Annotated in this window: 15 protein-coding genes and 1 pseudogene; 9 read left to right on the top strand and 7 right to left on the bottom strand. The window is 54.6% G+C overall.

The genetic code is table 11. The features are described 5' to 3' along the window. The first annotated feature begins 233 nt into the window (after nucleotides 1-233). Nucleotides 234-1,640, top strand: a complete 1,407-nt coding sequence (locus RDV48_05495) for a radical SAM protein (protein ID MDQ7822231.1) — start codon at nucleotides 234-236, stop codon at nucleotides 1,638-1,640. 224 nt (nucleotides 1,641-1,864) lie between these two features. Beyond that, nucleotides 1,865-2,188: a hypothetical protein gene (locus tag RDV48_05490; protein MDQ7822230.1), complete on the top strand. Its 324-nt coding sequence runs from the start codon at nucleotides 1,865-1,867 to the stop codon at nucleotides 2,186-2,188. 369 nt (nucleotides 2,189-2,557) lie between these two features. On the opposite strand, the gene RDV48_05485 is transcribed toward RDV48_05490, so the two are convergent. The 5 genes and pseudogenes from RDV48_05485 to speB form a co-directional block, all read right to left on the bottom strand. Continuing rightward, the gene (locus RDV48_05485) at nucleotides 2,558-4,222 is read right to left on the bottom strand and encodes a WD40 repeat domain-containing protein (protein ID MDQ7822229.1); all 1,665 of its coding nucleotides are present in this window, start codon (nucleotides 4,220-4,222) and stop codon (nucleotides 2,558-2,560) included. 40 nt (nucleotides 4,223-4,262) lie between these two features. Then, entirely contained in the window at nucleotides 4,263-4,817 is a 555-nt protein-coding gene (locus tag RDV48_05480) for a hypothetical protein (protein ID MDQ7822228.1), read from the bottom strand. 20 nt (nucleotides 4,818-4,837) lie between these two features. Beyond that, nucleotides 4,838-5,164, bottom strand: a pseudogene (locus RDV48_05475) (TlpA disulfide reductase family protein). 12 nt (nucleotides 5,165-5,176) lie between these two features. Then, nucleotides 5,177-6,121, bottom strand: coding sequence for a DUF2092 domain-containing protein (locus RDV48_05470; GenBank protein MDQ7822227.1), 945 nt, complete (start codon nucleotides 6,119-6,121; stop codon nucleotides 5,177-5,179). Nucleotides 6,122-6,358: 237 nt separating this feature from the next. After that, a complete protein-coding gene (gene speB, locus RDV48_05465; GenBank protein MDQ7822226.1) occupies nucleotides 6,359-7,156 on the bottom strand; it encodes an agmatinase in 798 nt (265 codons plus the stop codon). Between the two features lie 143 nt (nucleotides 7,157-7,299). Between speB and RDV48_05460 the strand changes: the two genes are divergently transcribed. The 3 genes from RDV48_05460 (at nucleotide 7,300) to RDV48_05450 (ending at nucleotide 10,883) form a co-directional block, all read left to right on the top strand. Then, the gene (locus tag RDV48_05460; GenBank protein MDQ7822225.1) at nucleotides 7,300-8,466 is read left to right on the top strand and encodes a hypothetical protein; all 1,167 of its coding nucleotides are present in this window, start codon (nucleotides 7,300-7,302) and stop codon (nucleotides 8,464-8,466) included. Between the two features lie 72 nt (nucleotides 8,467-8,538). Continuing rightward, complete coding sequence (locus RDV48_05455) at nucleotides 8,539-9,369, top strand: polysaccharide deacetylase family protein (protein ID MDQ7822224.1); 831 nt, start codon at nucleotides 8,539-8,541, stop codon at nucleotides 9,367-9,369. Between the two features lie 98 nt (nucleotides 9,370-9,467). Beyond that, nucleotides 9,468-10,883 carry a radical SAM protein gene (locus tag RDV48_05450; GenBank protein MDQ7822223.1) on the top strand — a complete coding sequence of 472 codons (1,416 nt, stop codon included), beginning with the start codon at nucleotides 9,468-9,470 and terminating at the stop codon, nucleotides 10,881-10,883. A 4-nt stretch (nucleotides 10,884-10,887) separates the two neighbouring features. Here the strand turns inward: RDV48_05450 and RDV48_05445 are convergent, their stop codons facing one another. After that, on the bottom strand, nucleotides 10,888-11,325 hold the full coding sequence (locus RDV48_05445; protein MDQ7822222.1) for a hypothetical protein: 438 nt from the start codon (nucleotides 11,323-11,325) through the stop codon (nucleotides 10,888-10,890). A gap of 182 nt (nucleotides 11,326-11,507) precedes the next feature. Between RDV48_05445 and RDV48_05440 the strand changes: the two genes are divergently transcribed. Then, entirely contained in the window at nucleotides 11,508-12,818 is a 1,311-nt protein-coding gene (locus tag RDV48_05440; GenBank protein ID MDQ7822221.1) for a PQQ-binding-like beta-propeller repeat protein, read from the top strand. Nucleotides 12,819-12,832: 14 nt separating this feature from the next. Here RDV48_05440 and RDV48_05435 read toward each other — a convergent pair whose 3' ends face one another. Beyond that, entirely contained in the window at nucleotides 12,833-14,302 is a 1,470-nt protein-coding gene (locus RDV48_05435; protein MDQ7822220.1) for a PQQ-binding-like beta-propeller repeat protein, read from the bottom strand. A 190-nt stretch (nucleotides 14,303-14,492) separates the two neighbouring features. Here RDV48_05435 and RDV48_05430 point away from each other — a divergent pair, with 190 nt between their 5' ends. From RDV48_05430 to RDV48_05420, 3 genes are all read left to right on the top strand, one after another. Beyond that, nucleotides 14,493-14,867 (top strand): hypothetical protein, encoded by a 375-nt coding sequence (locus RDV48_05430; protein MDQ7822219.1) that lies wholly within the window; start codon nucleotides 14,493-14,495, stop codon nucleotides 14,865-14,867. 56 nt (nucleotides 14,868-14,923) lie between these two features. Then, complete coding sequence (locus tag RDV48_05425) at nucleotides 14,924-15,343, top strand: thioesterase family protein (protein ID MDQ7822218.1); 420 nt, start codon at nucleotides 14,924-14,926, stop codon at nucleotides 15,341-15,343. 89 nt (nucleotides 15,344-15,432) lie between these two features. Further along, nucleotides 15,433-16,689, top strand: coding sequence for a serine hydrolase domain-containing protein (locus RDV48_05420; protein ID MDQ7822217.1), 1,257 nt, complete (start codon nucleotides 15,433-15,435; stop codon nucleotides 16,687-16,689). Nucleotides 16,690-16,751 lie beyond the last annotated feature (62 nt).

Genomic DNA, 16,751 nt, shown 5'->3' with positions numbered 1-16,751 from the left:
CCCCCCGCTCGCGGTGAATTCATGAGGCTCGGCCTCACCGGTCCCCCATATTCTAATATTTTATCACTTTTTGACTTTCCAGGATACTTATGCTATAATTTCACCACTTTGAGCAGAAACGGATGAGCCTCCAAATTTTACCCCGGTGCCACGCCCACGATCATGGTAATCCTGTAATGGACTGGACATGCTCTCTGCTTCAATACTTTATCAGTTGATCAGGTGAGAATGCTATGGAATTTACAAGTGCTTTGCTCATTTACCCTCATGCGGGAAAAACGAAAACCAGCTACCATTACTATCCACCGCTGGGGCTGGAAATCATCGGGACAGTCCTGGAGAAAGCCGGCATTCCCGTCACCATTGTAGACCTCAGGCATGAAGAGACTTTTGTTCCCCTGGTAAAAAAAGGCAATGGCGCCATGGTTGCAGTCTCGATCAACTGGGACTTTGAGCTCCCCGCACTTTCAGCAATCATCGAGCAGGTGCCTGAAGAGAATACCATCATCGTGGGAGGCAGAACAGCCACTGCCTATGTTGAAGAAATTTTTCAGCAGCATCCCAGGGTTTCATGCATCGTAAGAGGCGATGGAGAGGAGAGCATCAGGGAGATTGCAGAGGGAAAGAATTTTGAAGCCATTGATGGCATTTCATTCAGGAAAAACGGCACGGTAGTTCATAATGAGAACCGGAACCTGAAGGCAATTGACAACAGCATTATCGTGAACAGGGGACTTCGCAGGTACGATTATACCAATAAAGAAATCGGGATTACCGTCGATCTCATCTCAACTTCCCGAGGGTGTCCTTTTCATTGCAAATTCTGTAATTTCAATAATAACCCGCTGGGGCAGAAAAGAAACTGGACGGGAAGATCTCCCGAATCTGTCGTGGAAGAATTAATGACCATCGATGCCCCGGTCATATTGATCACCGATGACAACTTTGCCGCAAATGTCAAGCGTGTCGAAAAAATCTGTGACCTCATCATTGAGAAAGGGCTGAAGAAAAATTTCATGGCTGCAGTTCGCCTTGATGTGGGCAAGCATCCCGATGTTCTTGAGAAAATGTATAAGGCGGGAATAAGAATTCTCACCATTGGAATCGAATCGGCAAGTGACCGCGTATTAAAACTGATGAACAAGGGATTTGATACCGCCGAAGCATTAAAGGCTTTACGCACAATAAGCAGTTACAAATTCTTTGTCCACGGTTTTTTCATGGTGGGCTATTTTACGGAAACCAAGGAAGAAATGCTCCGCATTCCTCAGTTTGCCGCAAAATCCAGAATTGATACCATCGAAACATTCACTCTCATGACCGATAAGTATTCCCCGTTGAATACTCTCATCAATGACTATCCCGACTATCATGTGAAAGAGATTGATGATATCAAGTATATTTTTTCTGATAAATACGAGGTCAATGATTTGATAGACATCAAGGATCAGATTACCATGAGGTTTTATACCCCCTGGAAGTATGTGAAGATTATAAAGAAACTTTCTGGAATGGGTATTATAAAGATGCATCATATTATTAATTTTGCCGTAATGGGGATAAAAAGAGCCATAATACCCATATTTTATAAGAAAAAAATCAGAAAAACCGCGACAGACTTACAGGCTGCAATGGAATGAGCGCACCAGAATGCCGGCTCACCTGCCCTGTCACCTGCATTGACTCTGCCTGCGGGTTTACAAACGGAGTTCATTGCTGTGCCTGATTGGTGATGGCTGAGCAACCCGGTCAGACTGCCCCAGGACCTTCTTTTGCCCACTTTTGGACTTTTCCAGGAATTTATTATATAATTTTCTGCGAAAGCCGGTGTCTCAATTCTTGTTCTTTCTATTGGAGGCTTGTTATGAGTGAAAACGAGAAGGAATATAAGCTCTGTATAAAGGGCATCCCAGTGATCAACAGCGGAGATGGCCTCAGAGTGGGTATTATTGCGACTGGTGATTTCGCAGTGGGTGTGCTGGCTACAGGAAAGGTCGCGGTGGGCCTGTGTGCGGCAGGCATGATATCCTTCGGGCTATTTGCAGCGGGTGCAATTGCGGTGGGAGCCCTCAAGGCTGCGGGCGCGATAGCGGCTGGGCAGGAATGCGCGGGTGCAGTAGGGATAGGAAGGGATGTGCGGGCCGCACTCCCTGTACGAATTGGCCATCAGCAAAACAAGCCAGTGTGAAGAGCACAGGCGCTCATCTTTATCCTGAAATGAAGTTCTTATGCACTGCACAAAAGGGGTGGTTACTCTCGAAAAGAAAGCCTCCGGGAGGGAAAAATGGCCTCTCCCGCTATTTCTGCACATCCCCATTAATATTCAGGACATGAGCGCTTTTCACCTGCAGGAGCAAACAGCCATAGATGGTTCGGTTCATAAAACTGCCGCCACTTTCGGGGCGGCCCCGCTTTCATGGCTCCTGAGGGCGGTATTATCGGGGATGAAAATATATGAGGTGCGAGGCGGTAAGCAATTTCCTGGCATCACGGTGCGGGGGAAAGCACCTTTAAATCTTTCTTCCAAAGTACCTTCCGAGCTGGAAGCCTCCCGCCATCACGGCAGCAACAGGCAGCTCCATTCTGTGAGCCTCCTGCAGGACAGGGGTGATTTTTCACGGGTCACCGAAGAATAGGGGTGGATGGCTCCCGGGAGAGGGAGTTTTTCCTCCACAATGATATAGGTGCTCTCGTACCCGGCGTCAGGGGGGCTTTCCTCCTCGACCAGGTAATGGAGGCTCGTCGGGGAGTCAAACTGGAAATTGATGATTCTTCCATAAGGCTTTCCTTCATCTCCATTCACGACGAAAAACTGCTTTCCCTCCCGCGATGCTATACAGGTTCTCATCAGGCCACCGGGGCTGAAAGAGGGACAGGAGACGGAATCGTAAGCCCTGCTTTCCTCCTTCTCCACGACGAGGAACTGCTTTCCCCCAAGGGAGGCCACATATATCAACGTGGAGGCATCAGGGCTCAGGACCAGCGATTCGACCTTATCGTAGCGCTTCATCTCTATCCCATTGTCAACGATAAACATTTTTCCCTTTTCCTTTGCGATGTAAGCGGCTCTCTTCCCATCGGCGCTGAAGATCGGCATGGACACTGAATCATAGCTCCCCGCTTCATTCCCGTCAATGACTGCAAACTGTTTTTTTGAAGGCGGGCTGTCTGTTTCGACAACATAAGCCGTTCTTTTCGAGCAGGGGCTGAATCTTATTCCGCCACCGTAGCCGGTAAGGATCCTGTCATATTCCCTGCCTTCTTTCCCATCGATGACGGCACGGTGCTTATTCCCTTTTGATGCGATATAGGCAAATCTCTTGCTATCGGCACTGAAGCAGAGTTCACCCACTGAATCGTACCACTTCAGTTCTTTATCCCCTCTCACTGCGCATCGACTCTCCCCCCGGGAAGCCACATAGGCGAAAGTTCTGCTGTCGGGGCTGAAGACCATGTCAAAGGCAATGGAATGGTAACGTTTTCCCTCCCTGCCGTCAACGACCACGAATTCTTTTCCACCGTCCGTCGCCACGCAGGCGAACCGCCTGCTGTCGGGGCTGAAGCGGGGCCACTTCGATCCGGGGTACCGCCTGAGGTCCCGGCCATCAAGCACGATGAATTCTTTCCCCGCGCGGCCACCCTGAAAAGCGAGGCGCCTGCTGTCGGGGCTGAAGCAGAAATCTGAAACACGGGTATAGGTCCGGCTCTCTTTCCCGTCAATGACGGCACGCCAGATATTCCATGCATGCACCACCGCGTAGGCAAACCTTCTGCTGTCGGGGCTGAATCTCATTGCGGAGGGATCGTACCTGCCATAGGGCTTACTTTTCTTTCCATCGACTACGGTGCATGAATCAGCCACATAGGCAAGCCTTCTGCTGTCGGGGCTGAACACGAGCCATTCGCTTGTGATGCTGTCATAGGTCCCCAGCACTTTCCCGTCATACACCAGTGATTCCTTAAGGGTATCATTATGTTTCCTGCCATAGGCAAAATGCCTCAGGTTGGGGCTTATCGCCAGGTAATCACAGACAGTGGGGTAAAGACGGCCAATGATGGTCTCTCTCACTTCCCGGCGGGAAAGATCTTCCAGAGCTCCGGTTTCATGAGCGCAGAAGAAAAAAACACCTGACAGAAGAAGGAACACCCATAGCCCGCCCCGAGGGGAGACAGGCTGCTTCAATTGTTTCATGCTCTGCCCCTTGTCCATCGCCCCCTTCATATGCCTGCCTCCTTTTAATGATCCCGGTCAATGGCAATGCTCAGGAGCCATAGGTAGCCTTTATAAATTCCAGGAGGCTGTCAATGGGCTCCGGGAGCGCCGCTTTTGCGAGGGCCGCCTCAAAGAAGCGATCTCGCCGCGCACCGGGGCAGAAGTCGCCGAGCTTCTGGATGAAGGCCCGCACGTTCATCTCCAGGGAGAAAGCGGCGTCTGCGCCGAGGGCCTTGCGGAAATTAAAGGAGGTGGCCATGAGGAACCAGAGATCCTCTCTTTTCCTTACCCTCATCCCCAGCACATAGTGCATATCTTCGGATTTTGTCGTCGTGTCCCTGGGCTTGCCGGGGAGGGGATTGACCGGCACTCCCATGGCAAGCAGCGTCATTTTCCCGATCATGGTGCCGCCTTTTTTCTGCGGGCTGAAACGCATTGATTCTCGGCGGATCCTGGCGCCATGAAGAGAGAGGACATCGGAGACCGGCACTTCTTCCGATGCATGGTTTTCCCGCTCCACCTGGAGGGAGCCGCTCCCGGTGAACTCCACGACCACCAGGCGGGAATGGGGAGGGAAGCTTGTTCCATCAGTATCTTCGAGCATGGCCTATCCCTTCTTTTCTGTCATCTTATCGGTTTGTCAGGCTCAGTATCCATTGCCTTCATCACCTCGGGGAAGCCTTCACTGAAGCCATACCACGCGTCGATGATAATGCCCTGGCTGTCAATGAGGTAACTCAGCGGGACGGCGGCGCGGCCATGTTTCTGGTAGATCTCGAAATTCACCTTGTGGGCGGCTTCAGATAAGTCAAGGATGTTCGGGAAGGTGACCTTGGCCGCCGCCAGGGCTTTAAGGACTATCTCCCTGTCGTCTGTGACATTGAAGCCTATTATGAGGAGGCCTTTTTCTTTGAATTTCTGGTACACCGCTTCCAAGCGGGGTAATTTTTCTGCGCACTCCGGTCAGCCATAGCGCCAGAAGATGAGCCATACCGTTTTCCCTTTCTGCTCGGAAAGGGTGAAGGTGCCGCCCGTGAGGAGGGGGAAGGAGAAATCAGGCGCCGCAGTTCCTTTTTTAAGGAGACCCGTTTCCACAGAGGGCTCCTGCCATTCCTCCCACCCTGCAGGAGGCGACCAGGAGAAGGACACCCCGGGAATCTCGCCGTTCAGCTTCATCTCTGAAAGCTCCTCGCTCATCGTGACGATTTTATTCACAGAGATGACCTGCTTGATTTTCAGCGGCAGCGACGTGCTTTTTGCAATCCAGTAGAACTGCCTCCTCTGGCCCTTAAGATAGCTCACCTCGATGAGGGCGCACTTTTCACCCTGTACCTTCTCTTCGCCGCAGAGCCTCATGGCGTCAATGTGAGCCTGGAGGGAATCGTTGCTCCCGTGGAAGATGCTGGGATCCAATATGGTGATGGGGATTCCGAAGTCCATTTTCCCCACGGAGTGGCCAAGTGAATGGCACCCCTGGGGGGCAGGCGTCTTCATGTATCTTTTTTCGGAAGTCGCACGGTAAGCCTCTTCATCTTCATAGCTCCAGCAGGGTCTTTTCCCGGGCCAGAAAATCCAGAAGAACTTTCCGTCGCCCACGAGGGTGCTCTTCAGGGCGCCGTCCGCATCATATCCCTCGATGCGGGCAAAATTGGGCTTTTTCATCCATAGCTTGTAGCGGGCGCGGGAAAGCTCCCTGCCATCACTTTCCCAGCGAAAAGCGACGGTGTAAGAGAGAGAACCGGCAGTTCTGAATGCCCTTACCATCCTGTCATAAAGCCCATGAGCCATCAGCTCATCCTTGAAGGGCTGCGATGAGTTCACCTCTGCCCGGGCAGGGCAGGGCAGAAGAAGGAGTGTCACTGCCGCCAGCAGGAGCAAGGGAAAAAAGGTGCGAGGCGTGTTCATCATCACTGGAATTCCTTATGGTTCCGGGAGGAGCCTCTTTAAGTGCCGGCAGGCTTCTCTTCTTTTCTTTGCAGTTTCATGCTGTCGATGATCACCCAGTCGTCTGAGACTTCCACCTTCGCTGCCGGTCCCTCTTTCCCCTCTTCCGCTTCAAGCACGATGTCTTCCAGCGCTTCTTCTGGTTTCTGTCGCAGAAGAGATAGGCGCCTTTCATCGTGGTGACGCAGGGGTCTTCACGGGTCAGCAGGGGAGCATTTTTGCCGCGATTTCCTTGAACAGCTTGTAGGCTGTCATTGCCGTCACGTGGTTCACATCGCGGGAAGGGTTCAATTCCACGATGTCAGCGCCGACAAGGGGAACCTCCAGAGCCTGGATTATGCCTATGAGCTCCCTCGTGGCGAGGCCACCGGGCTCGTGGTGGGAGACTCCCGGGGCGAAGGCGGGATCGAGGACATCCAGGTCCAGCGAGAGGTAGAGAGGTCCCTCAAGGCTTTTCACGAAACCGGGGTGGAAGTCTTTCATCTCTATGGAGAGGACCCCGAATTTTGCCGCCTGCTCCCTCAGGTGCGCCGTAAAAGTCCTGATCCCCGCGGAAGTAAGGGATTTCACCCTTCCCTTTTCCATTATCCTTGCGAAAGGCGAGGCATGGGAGTAAGGATTGTCTTCGTAATGGTCGTAGAGATCAGGGTGGGCGTCAAGGTGGAGTATGTTCAGGCCTTTACAGTGTTCCGTAAGGGCGTCGATAACGGGATAGGTGATGGAGTGATCTCCGCCCAGGCATACTATTTTATGCCCCTGTGCAAAGTGGCCCGCCATGGTCTGCCTGATTGCCTGAAAGATTTCCGCGGCGCTTTCCCCGGGCAGCGGGATGTCTCCCAGGTCCTCAAACTCTTTTCCTGAGGCAATGTCCTGGCCGCTCTCCGCGAAGGTGTTTGCCGACCCGCAGGCTTCCATTGACCGAATGAGCCGCGGTGCCTGCGCCGCCCCCTTCATGAACGATGAGTTCCCGTCGTAAGGGATGCCGATTACTTTTATCATAAGGATCTGCCCCTTCATTTCTCCGCTGCGGAGTAAAGAACCTCCCGCGGTGCTTTTCAGAAGGGAAAGGGGGCGGTCTTGCCATATACTTAATAAGGTTCCCCTTTTCACCGAAAAGGATGGCCCGGGAAGCAGAGAGCGTGATGAAAGCACTTCAGGCCTTTTTCCGCAGCGCAAAGCAAGCCCTTGTCTCCTTCTGGACACCGGAGCTTTCTTTTATCATGCTGCTTTTCCTTTTCACCAGAGTCATCCTCACCATCGTGGGGCGCGCGTCAGTGGACTGCATAGGGCCTTTGTTCACCAGGGGATGGATTTACATAGACAATCCGTGGCTCAATACATGGGGAGCATGGGATACCGCATGGTACGTGAAGATAGCACGGTACGGCTATTCACCGGAAGTGAGCCAGGCGCTTGAGTCATTCAACCAGGCCACTTACGGATTCTTCCCCCTTTACCCTTTATTGATTAAGTGCGCCGCCTTTTTTATCAAGGATTATTTTATCGCAGGGCTCGTGGTCTCCAATCTCTGCTTCATCCTCGCCTGCCTTGTGCTCTACCGGTTGGTGCGCCTTGACGCTGACGAGGACACTGCGAAGCGTACGGTGAAATATCTCTTTCTCTTTCCCGCCGCCTTCATTTTCTCGGCAGTCTTCAGCGAATCTCTCTTCCTTCTACTCCTTGTCCTGTGCTTTTACTTCTCCAGAAAAGAAAAATGGCTTTATGCCGGGATTTCCGGCTTTTTTCTCTCCCTTACGCGCCCTGTCGGGATCTTCTTTGCAGCCCCCCTGCTTTACGAGTACCTGCAGCGTAAAGGCTTCAGCCTCAGGAAGGTGAGAGCGGATGTGCTCTTTCTGCTCCTGTTCCCCCTCGGCCTTTTCGTGTTCATGGCATACTGTTACTGGCTCACCGGTGATGCCCTCGCTTACTTTCATATCAAGGAGGCAGGATGGGGCAACCGTTTCATGAATCCCCTCCTCATCATCAAGGCCTGCTTTTGTGGTGATTCCAGATATGAGCTCAATGTGATGATGGTACTGGCTGTCGTGGGGCTCGTGTCGATCTTCTGGAGAAAAATTGGTTTTTCATACTGGCTCCTCACCATGATCGCCGTTTTTGCACCCCTCTCGGGCGGTTTTGTGCTGGTTCTGAGCATGCTCCGCTACATGCTGGTGATATTTCCTCTTGCGCTGCTTTTTGCGAAGCTCTCCAGGGATCCCGAGACAGATACGCTTTTCACGGTGAGCCTTGCCTTGCTGCAGGGCTTCCTGATGGTCTTCTGGAGCAACCGGTTCGATATGCTGATATAGTCTGGCGGAGAGAGGAGTTCCCGCCGGACTGGCAAAGTACTCCTCAAGTGTTACAGGCAGGCAGGTGAGGGAATGCGGTATTTTCTTGTCATCATGGCGCTTTTGCTCTTTCTGTTGTCATCAGGGGGCCTCTGGGCAAAGGATCTTGCGGTGACCATCGACGATCTTCCCCTGGTCTATGAGGGAAGGTATGATCAGGCCAAAGATGAGGCTTATTCCCGGAAGATCATGGATGCTCTTGATGCTTTTCAGGCCAAAGTCACAGGCTTCGTCACCGGGAGAAGGGTAAGGAAAGACTACCAGCGCTCGCTGCTCGGGGAGTTTATCGAGCGAGGGAACACCATCGGCAACCATACCTTCAACCACCTTGATCTCAACGAGGTGAGCGCCGGAGAGTACGGAAAAGATATCCAGCTCTGTGAAGCTCTCATTGCCCCGTGGGAATCGGGAGCACATTTCTTCCGCTATCCTTACCTCCACCGCGGGGACACTGCTGAAAAAAGGGATCAGGTCTATGAATTTCTCAGGGACCGGGGCCTTGTCATTGCACCGGCCACCATTTTTCCCAGGGACTGGGAATTCGATGCCGAGTATCATGAAAAGCTCAAGGCCGGTGACGAGAAGGGCGCATCAGAGGTCGGGGCGCGTTACCTGGCCTTCGTCAGGGAAAAGACGCGCTATGCCGAGGCACTGGCAAAAAAGAAGGCAGGGCGGGAGGTACCCCATATACTCCTCATCCATATGAATGTCATCAACGGCGCCTTTCTCCGCGATATTCTCGCCTGGTACAAGGGAGAGGGGTGGCGTTTCATCACCCTTGCCGAGGCATTGCAGGACGATGTCTACAGGGCCAGGGAGAAAAAGCCGAGCAGGGAGAGCCTCATCTGGCTCGAGAGGATATAGAAGGAGGGCGTGCAATGGGAGCGCCTGCTCTAAAAGCACACTCAGAATGATGAAAAGCATGGCCTTATCGGCGCCATCCCTCTGCAAAGTGAGAAGGCATGGATACAGGGAATCTCTCCTGGAAGGAAGGACCGTCGCCCCGGGGCGGGTTCTTTTATTATTTTCCCCATTCCATGGCGCTCATCGAGCATGATGAGCACTTCGGAAGGTTTCTCAGGGAGCTTCAGCAATGCGGCGGCGACGTCCAGGCCGTGGACTTTTCCGCCTATCCTGAGGGATACGGTGAAGATACCATTGCGAACCTGGCTATTCTGGAGAAAAGGGGGCTGCTGACGGAGCTTCATTTTCCGGGCATACCGAGCCATGTGCCCCTCGCAAGGCTCATCATTGCCAACACCATGAGGTGTAACCTGGTATGCCGCTATTGCTATAACAGGTTCAGTGCAAACTCTCCCGGCCTTGCGCAGAATGATATGTCGGTGAAGACCTTTCATCGGTGCGTGGAATCTCTGGAGGAGGCCAGTGCCGCTCTCCCTCACGTTGAGCTCTGCTTCATCGGCGGCGAGCCTCTCCTGCACCCTGAAATCCTTGACGAGGCGGCAAAGTGGGGTGAGAAGCTCAGAAAAAAAGGGAAGGAGCTCTTTATCTCTGCCACAACAAACGCTACGCTCCTCACCGGTAAGATGGCGGAGTTCTGCCGCAGGAGGCAGATTCACCTGAAGCTCACCGTCGATGGGACTGCCGAGGAGCACGATTGCTCCAGGGTTTTTCCCGGCGGCCGGGGGAGCTTCCAGGCCATCAAGGGATTTCTGCCCGGTTTTTTTTCCACGATATCTCCGAAGGCGCGCTATGCGGCAACCACCATAAATACCCGTGAAAGCGATCCTCTGGAGCGCGTCATCACTCTCTCTGCCATGGGCTTCACAGTGATTGACCTTGTGGAGCTCTATTCAAGAGAGGGGATTATGGGCGGGGGCAGGGAACCGTGCGGTGGCGGCGAGGCGCCTGAACATCAGTTTGCTGAAAAATACCGGCGCCTTCTCGAGTGGCTCCTCGAAAAAGTGCAGCAGGGAATCTATCTCCATGTCATCCCCGTCTATGACCTCGTCAGGAATCTTCATCACAGAAGACCGGCATTCCTGCGGTGCCGGGCGGGAGGAGACAGCCTGGCCGTATCGCCTGACGGCACCATATATGCCTGCCATCATTTTTTTGGTGACGGGCGTTTCGCCCTGGGGAACGTGAGGAGCGCTCTCCCCTCATCGCTGCTCGCGCCTTACAGGGTTCCCGTGGGGGAGCGTCCCGGGTGCTCGGCGTGCTGGGCGCGTCTTTTCTGCGGGGGGCCATGTTTTCACCGCTCCCTGGTGATAGCCGGTGATGCCTTCCCGTGCGTGGAAGTCGAATGCATAAGAATCAGGGCCCTTGTCCAGGAAGTCATAGGTTTCTATCTCAGGCTCAGGAACGAAGAAAACCAGCCGCTTGGCTGGTTCCTTGAACAAGGCGCTTACAGGTGAAGCCTCAGGGCTTCTGCTCTTGTGCCGGCGGCGGCGCAGGGGCGGCATCGCTCCCCGGGAGCCTGTATGCCGGGCCGTAAGTGGGCCCCTCGGCGGGCTCGAAGTTTTTTTGCCAGTACCAGTCAGCCGCTCCGCAGGCAGTATCGATGGCCCAGTGCCCATAGGCGTTCTGGGGCGGCGGAGGATTGGACTGGGGGTGCCACTCGGGTTGCCCGCCGGGCGCGCAGTACCAGCCGCCGGGCTCTTTCTGGGGCTGTGCCTGGGAATCGTCGTCATGGGAGAAGATGCCCTTGAGCTTGTCCTTCATTTTCTCCAGAAAGCTCTTGTCGGAGCTCCCCGATGGGGAAAAAGTGTCAACAGGGGCCGCGTCGTTGGCCACTTTCATGCCCCCCCTGAGGCTTTGAGCGCCCGCCTGTGTAATGATGTTCTTGATATTATCCACCCTCTTGCCCTCCTTGCAGGATACTGTCTCTATAATACTTTAAAATCAGACGCCATGCAAGGGAATGGCCTCAAAAGGCGAAGAGTTAACATTTTTGAAATACTCTTGCGTGGACCTTGGAGCTATAATAACCTTGCCATTCACATAACCATTGGCAGAACTCGAGCAAGGGGGGACTTATCATGGAGATACGCGACAGGGGATCGTTGATACCAGGTGACCGTACTCAGCCTCAGGCGGCTGGGAATGAATCGCCCCAGGCTTTTGCGAACATAAGCGATGCTTTTCAGAAAAGCGCTTCCTCGGCCCCGCCCGTGGATATAAAGAAGGCTGCCGGGGCTCTTCTGACAGGCAGCACAAAAAAGACCGCCGAGGTGAAGTGGACCAAGGAGCTTTCTGTCATGGGCTCCCCCGTGCTTGCCGGCAGCACCCTTATCGTAAGCGACCGCTATCCTGACAAGGCGCTCCACGCCTTTGACGCAAAGACCGGATCGGAGCTATGGCAGAAGAAAATGGGAAGCGATGGCCCTCCTCCGGCCGTTCTTGCCCCCGACGGCTCCCTCCTCTTGGTGGAAGATGACGGATGCCTTCATGCCCTTGATCCTGCAACGGGTGACGACAAGTGGAAACTTCCCATAGGTTCCTCAGCGGCCTCCATTACCGTCTATGAAGATGGCCGGGCTTCGATGCGCGGCGATGGCGGGCTTATCGCCATTGACCTGAAAAACCGGAAGATAACGGCCCGGACGCCCATCACCCAGAACTTTGAATCAGATCCCGTGCTCGGGAAGGACGGCACAGTGTACGGGGGAGGCCATGACGGCTGCGTGTACGCCCTTGAATCGGGAACAGGCAAAGAGAAATGGAAATACAAGACCGGCGATATGCTCCGCAATTCTCCCGCCGTAGGCCCCGATGGTACCGTATACGCGGGGTGCATTGACAAGACCCTTCACGCCATCGATCCTTCGACAGGGGAGGGGAAATGGGAATTCCCTACTGGCCACTGGATCCTTCCCACGCCGGTGGTAGGTCCCGACGGCACCGTTTACGTGGGGAACAACGACAATCTCCTCTATGCCGTGGACCCCGTGTCGGGGCAGCACAAGTGGGAGTTCTACATCGGCGGCGAGCTCCGTGTAGAGCCAGTGCCTGCCGAGAATGGCCTTCTCTATGTGGTGACCGACAGGAACATGGTCCTCTGCCTGGACCAGCAGACCGGCGTCAAGCAGATGCAGTACCATGCCGACAGCTATATTCACTGCCCTCCCGCCTGCGACGGGGAAGGCAACTTCTATTTCGGCTGCAATAACGGAAAGCTCTATGCCATGAATGTACCGGCCCTCACCATGAAGGCCGAGGCGGAGAAGATCGCCAAGAATCCCGAGGCCGCGCCGGTAGAGCAGCAGAAGACGGTGGAGCAGGATGAGGAGTTCATCGTGATAGATGGATTGAAGCTCCCGAAGAAGAAGGAAGATCCCGGAAAGGCCTGACGCCTGCCCCGGCGCTATCCCCTGCCTACGGGGAGGCGGATGCCTCCGATATCGACGCAGTCCTCTTCCAGGACAATCTTGAGCGGGCTGCCGTCGTCGGGCACAGACTGTTCGCGGATTTTCATCACTGTCTCATCAAGCTTGCTTATGTTGATGCCGAGGCATCCTCCGGTGTTGTCGCTGCCGTAGAGGATACCCTTGCTCTCGTCGAGGGTGAGCTTCGAGTGGAGCCATAACCCGGGCTCGAGGGTCCACTTCACCGTTCCGCCGGGGCTGAGGCAGTATATTTTGCTGACGGGATCTTCTTCCATGGCCCTGTGCCAACCCTTTTTCCAGGGCCGCTTTGTGGCGGGATCGGCAGGCTCATCAGCCTTTATGAGGAGGCTGCCGTCGGCCATCAGCAGCGGATCGTCGCAGTTCCCGCCCGGCATGGGCCTGTACCATTTCAGCTCGCCGGTGGCGGGCTCGAGGGCGTCGAGGCAGTATTTCTCCCGGCCTTCCTTGCGCTGGATATACACGGTGCCGTCAGGTCCCACGAGAGGATCCCTCACGTACTCGGCGCTCCTGCTCTGCCACAAGGTGCTTCCGTCGGGCTTCTGGGCCCGGACCGCCCGTTTGTTCCAGTCGCCGAGCTCCTCGGTGGTGAAGACCGTGCCGTCCTGTCCCACCGCCATCCCCAGGTAAGAGTGGGGATCCTGCGTGCCTTTGAATTTCCCTGTCTCCTTGCCTGTCTTAGGATCAAGGATATGGATCTGGTGATCCACGTTGGAGGCAAGATAATAGCTGCCGCCGGGCCCCTGTCTGAGGTGCCCGACTTCCCCGTATTCATAGTCCGAGAGGCTGAAGGTCCAGTTGCAGGCTCCCGAGCTCATATCCAGGCCAAAGAGCCTGTTCTTGAGGCAGAGGATCATGGTGTTTGAGGGGGCATCAAGCAGTATGCGGTCATCTTCCTCGGTCTTGGAGCCCGTGCCGGTCACCTGCTGGGTGTATTCCCAGCGTTTTCCTCCCTGGGGATCATGCGAGGCAATCTTCATGGTGCCGAATGAGCTGTCGGAGAAGTAAACATTACCCTTACTGTCAATAGCCGGTTCCCTGCCGAAAGTGTCTTCCACTTTTGTGCTCCATAAGACGGCTCCCTTGGTATCAACGGCATAGAGGAAGTCCGATCCGGCTCTTACATAGACATTTCCCGGAGGGCCGGTGACGGGAGGCGCATTGGAAGCAGCAGGAGCCTGGAAGCTCCACATGACCTCGGATGGCACCTTTACGGCCTGCTCTTCTCCCTTGAAGAGGGCCTCGGAGGCGCTGGCGGTGGAAATATTTTTCATGGTCCGGGGGGCTGTATTCTGCGGCGTGGCAGATCCGGACCAGGTGTCCTTTGCCTGATCGGTCGGGAGAGAGCCCCCTGAAAGCCCATTCGCCGGTGCAGCCGTGGTCGCTCTCTGTGCCGGACCTTGTGCGGTTCTGTCAAAACTTATCTCCATAGAGGTTTTCCTCCCCTTCTACCGGTAGTATCCTGCCGCTCAAGTCTCTTCGAGCCACTCTCTTATATTACTCTCAATGTATAGAAATTTCAAGAGGCCTGAAGGTCTTCTCATTTTCCCCCTGACATGATAAAATAATAAGGCATCATAACGCTGCCCCACCGGGGGACAGCACAGGCGGGAGGAAAAGGTGAGCTTTAATAATGATTCAGGCCCAGGCCGTTCTTCTTCAGGCAGGAAGCGCGGTTCCCTCACCCAGAGGGATTTCGCCCGGATGGAGGCTGAGCACCGCGAGAAGGTCACTCAGAAGGGGACCGAAGAGAAGCAGGAGATCAAGAAAGTGAAGGATTGCATCACTCTTGGGGTAAAGGGCGGCCTGGTTCTTCTTCTCGGTATCGGAGGAATATGTGCCTGGCCCGTTTTCTGCACGACGACCCTCTCGGACCATCGCCATATCGTCTTTATAATTCCATTCTGCCTCATCACCCTCATCGGCCTGGTGATAGTCATCATGGCAGGGGTGAAGTTCTTTTCCCTGAAGAGGGGCGGCGCGGGAAGCAGATAGCGGCCCTCATTTTTTCAGGAATATCTTCTTTGTCATTCAGAGAAGGAGCAAGGAAAATGCCCTTTCTGTCAGAGATAAAGCTGCAGGTCCGCTATGTGGAAACCGATCAGATGGGTGTGGTCCATCATTCCGTGTACCCGGTATATTTTGAAGCCGGCAGGACAGATTTCTTCGCGCGCCACATCCTCTCTTATTCCGAGTTCGAAAGAAGGGGAATCTGGGCTCCCGTGGTGTTTTTCACGTGCCAGCTCAGATCGGTGGCCCGGTATGAAGACTGGCTCACCATCGTGACGGTCCCCGTAGGGATGACCAATGCGCGAATTACCCTGGCCTATGAAGCGAAAAAGGACCATGAGCTCATTGCCTCAGGAACATCGGTGCACACCTTCATCTCGCCCGAGAGAAAAATAGTGAAAATGACGCGCTTTCCCGGGCTCTATGAAAAGCTGAGAGAGGTTTTCCAGGGCTCTTCATAAGTACCCCGGCTCTTTTGTGATTCAAAAGGAATAAACAGCTCTCCAGGTGAATCCACCTCGGGATAATGCATTTTCGAGAGAGGTGCTCAATGAAACTACTGTGCCGCGCCCTGTTTATTCTCATGATGGTATTCCAGGGAGCCCCCGCCTGTGCCGGCAAGGAATTCGGGAGCTTCGACAGCACCATGGAGCGCTACATGACAAAGCACCAGATCCCCGGCGGCGCCCTGGCAGTCGTCAAGGACGGCCGCCTTGTCTATGCCCGGGGATACGGCGTGGCAGACAGGAAGAAAGGGGAGCCTGTAAAGGAAACATCGCTTTTCCGCATTGCCAGCATCTCAAAGCCTTTCACTGCAGCAGCCCTTTTTACTCTCATCCAGAAAAGCGGCGGCAAGGTGAGCCTTGATTCACACGCTTTCCCTCTCCTCTCCAGTGAGAAATATCCTGCCGTCAAGGACCCTGCCGACCCGAGGCTCAGGCAGATTACCCTCCGCCATCTGCTCCAGCACACGGCGGGCTGGGAAAGCGGGGAGAGCGGCGACCCCATGTTCCAGTCCCGCCCTATTGCCGAGGAGCATGGCATGACGCCTCCTGCCCGCCAGGAGCAGATCATAGACCACATGCTCAAAAAACCTCTTGATTTCGATCCGGGAAGCCGCTACTCGTATTCCAACTTCGGGTACTGCGTGCTGGGCAGGGTGATTGAGGCGCTATCGGGCCAGGGCTACGAAGAATACGTGAAAGAGAGCCTTCTTGAGCCTATGGGAATAAAGGGCATGCGCCTTGGCAAAACCCTCCCCGGCGAGCGCGCTCCCGGTGAGGTATGTTATTATGAGAGTGATTCAACACAGGAGTCCAGCGTATTTCCCGGAAAGACGCCGCCTGTGGTCCTCCGTCCCTATGGAGGCTTCTGCCTTGAAGCCATGGACTCCCATGGCGGCTGGCTTGCATCGGTCTTAGACCTGGCAAGGTTTGCCTCTGCCCTTGACGGAATGTCATGCCGGGAGCTTTTCACTGCCGAGTTCAGGAAGGCCATGTACGGGCGGCCGCCAGCCCCCGCCTGGATTGAAGATGATGGCAGCCCCTCGGACTATTATTACGGGTGCGGCTGGCTCGTGAGGCCTGTGGGGTCTTCAGGGAAGGCCAATTACTGGCATGCCGGCCTCCTCCCGGGGACCTACTCATTGCTTGTGCGCCGTCATGACGGTTTTTCATGGGTCGTCCTCTTCAATGAGTGCGCTCTTTCAAACTATGTCGAGTACGGCGAGATTGATCTGGCGCTCCACGAGGCTGCAGCAGGTGTCACAAGGTGGCCGGACCATGATCTCTTCCCTGCATACCGCTGAAGCAGAGCGGCTCTCTTTCCCGGCTCCGAAAATTTACAATTTCTCAATATCCCTGAGGCCCG

This window comes from Candidatus Eremiobacterota bacterium, from assembly GCA_031082125.1.
GTDB lineage: Bacteria > Vulcanimicrobiota > CADAWZ01 > CADAWZ01 > Ess09-12 > Ess09-12.
Note: the sequence above shows the minus strand (reverse complement) of the source record. Positions and strands in the feature narration are given on the sequence as shown.

Excerpts from the sequence above, each read along its gene's own strand:
- RDV48_05495 (MDQ7822231.1), top strand. The coding sequence starts at position 234 with ATGGAATTTACAAGTGCTTTGCTCATTTACCCTCATGCGGGAAAAACG.
- RDV48_05490 (MDQ7822230.1), top strand. The coding sequence starts at position 1,865 with ATGAGTGAAAACGAGAAGGAATATAAGCTCTGTATAAAGGGCATCCCA.
- RDV48_05485 (MDQ7822229.1), bottom strand. The coding sequence starts at position 4,222 with ATGAAGGGGGCGATGGACAAGGGGCAGAGCATGAAACAATTGAAGCAG.
- RDV48_05480 (MDQ7822228.1), bottom strand. The coding sequence starts at position 4,817 with ATGCTCGAAGATACTGATGGAACAAGCTTCCCTCCCCATTCCCGCCTG.
- RDV48_05470 (MDQ7822227.1), bottom strand. The coding sequence starts at position 6,121 with ATGATGAACACGCCTCGCACCTTTTTTCCCTTGCTCCTGCTGGCGGCA.
- speB (MDQ7822226.1), bottom strand. The coding sequence starts at position 7,156 with ATGATAAAAGTAATCGGCATCCCTTACGACGGGAACTCATCGTTCATG.
- RDV48_05460 (MDQ7822225.1), top strand. The coding sequence starts at position 7,300 with ATGAAAGCACTTCAGGCCTTTTTCCGCAGCGCAAAGCAAGCCCTTGTC.
- RDV48_05455 (MDQ7822224.1), top strand. The coding sequence starts at position 8,539 with ATGCGGTATTTTCTTGTCATCATGGCGCTTTTGCTCTTTCTGTTGTCA.
- RDV48_05450 (MDQ7822223.1), top strand. The coding sequence starts at position 9,468 with ATGGATACAGGGAATCTCTCCTGGAAGGAAGGACCGTCGCCCCGGGGC.
- RDV48_05440 (MDQ7822221.1), top strand. The coding sequence starts at position 11,508 with ATGGAGATACGCGACAGGGGATCGTTGATACCAGGTGACCGTACTCAG.
- RDV48_05435 (MDQ7822220.1), bottom strand. The coding sequence starts at position 14,302 with ATGGAGATAAGTTTTGACAGAACCGCACAAGGTCCGGCACAGAGAGCG.
- RDV48_05425 (MDQ7822218.1), top strand. The coding sequence starts at position 14,924 with ATGCCCTTTCTGTCAGAGATAAAGCTGCAGGTCCGCTATGTGGAAACC.
- RDV48_05420 (MDQ7822217.1), top strand. The coding sequence starts at position 15,433 with ATGAAACTACTGTGCCGCGCCCTGTTTATTCTCATGATGGTATTCCAG.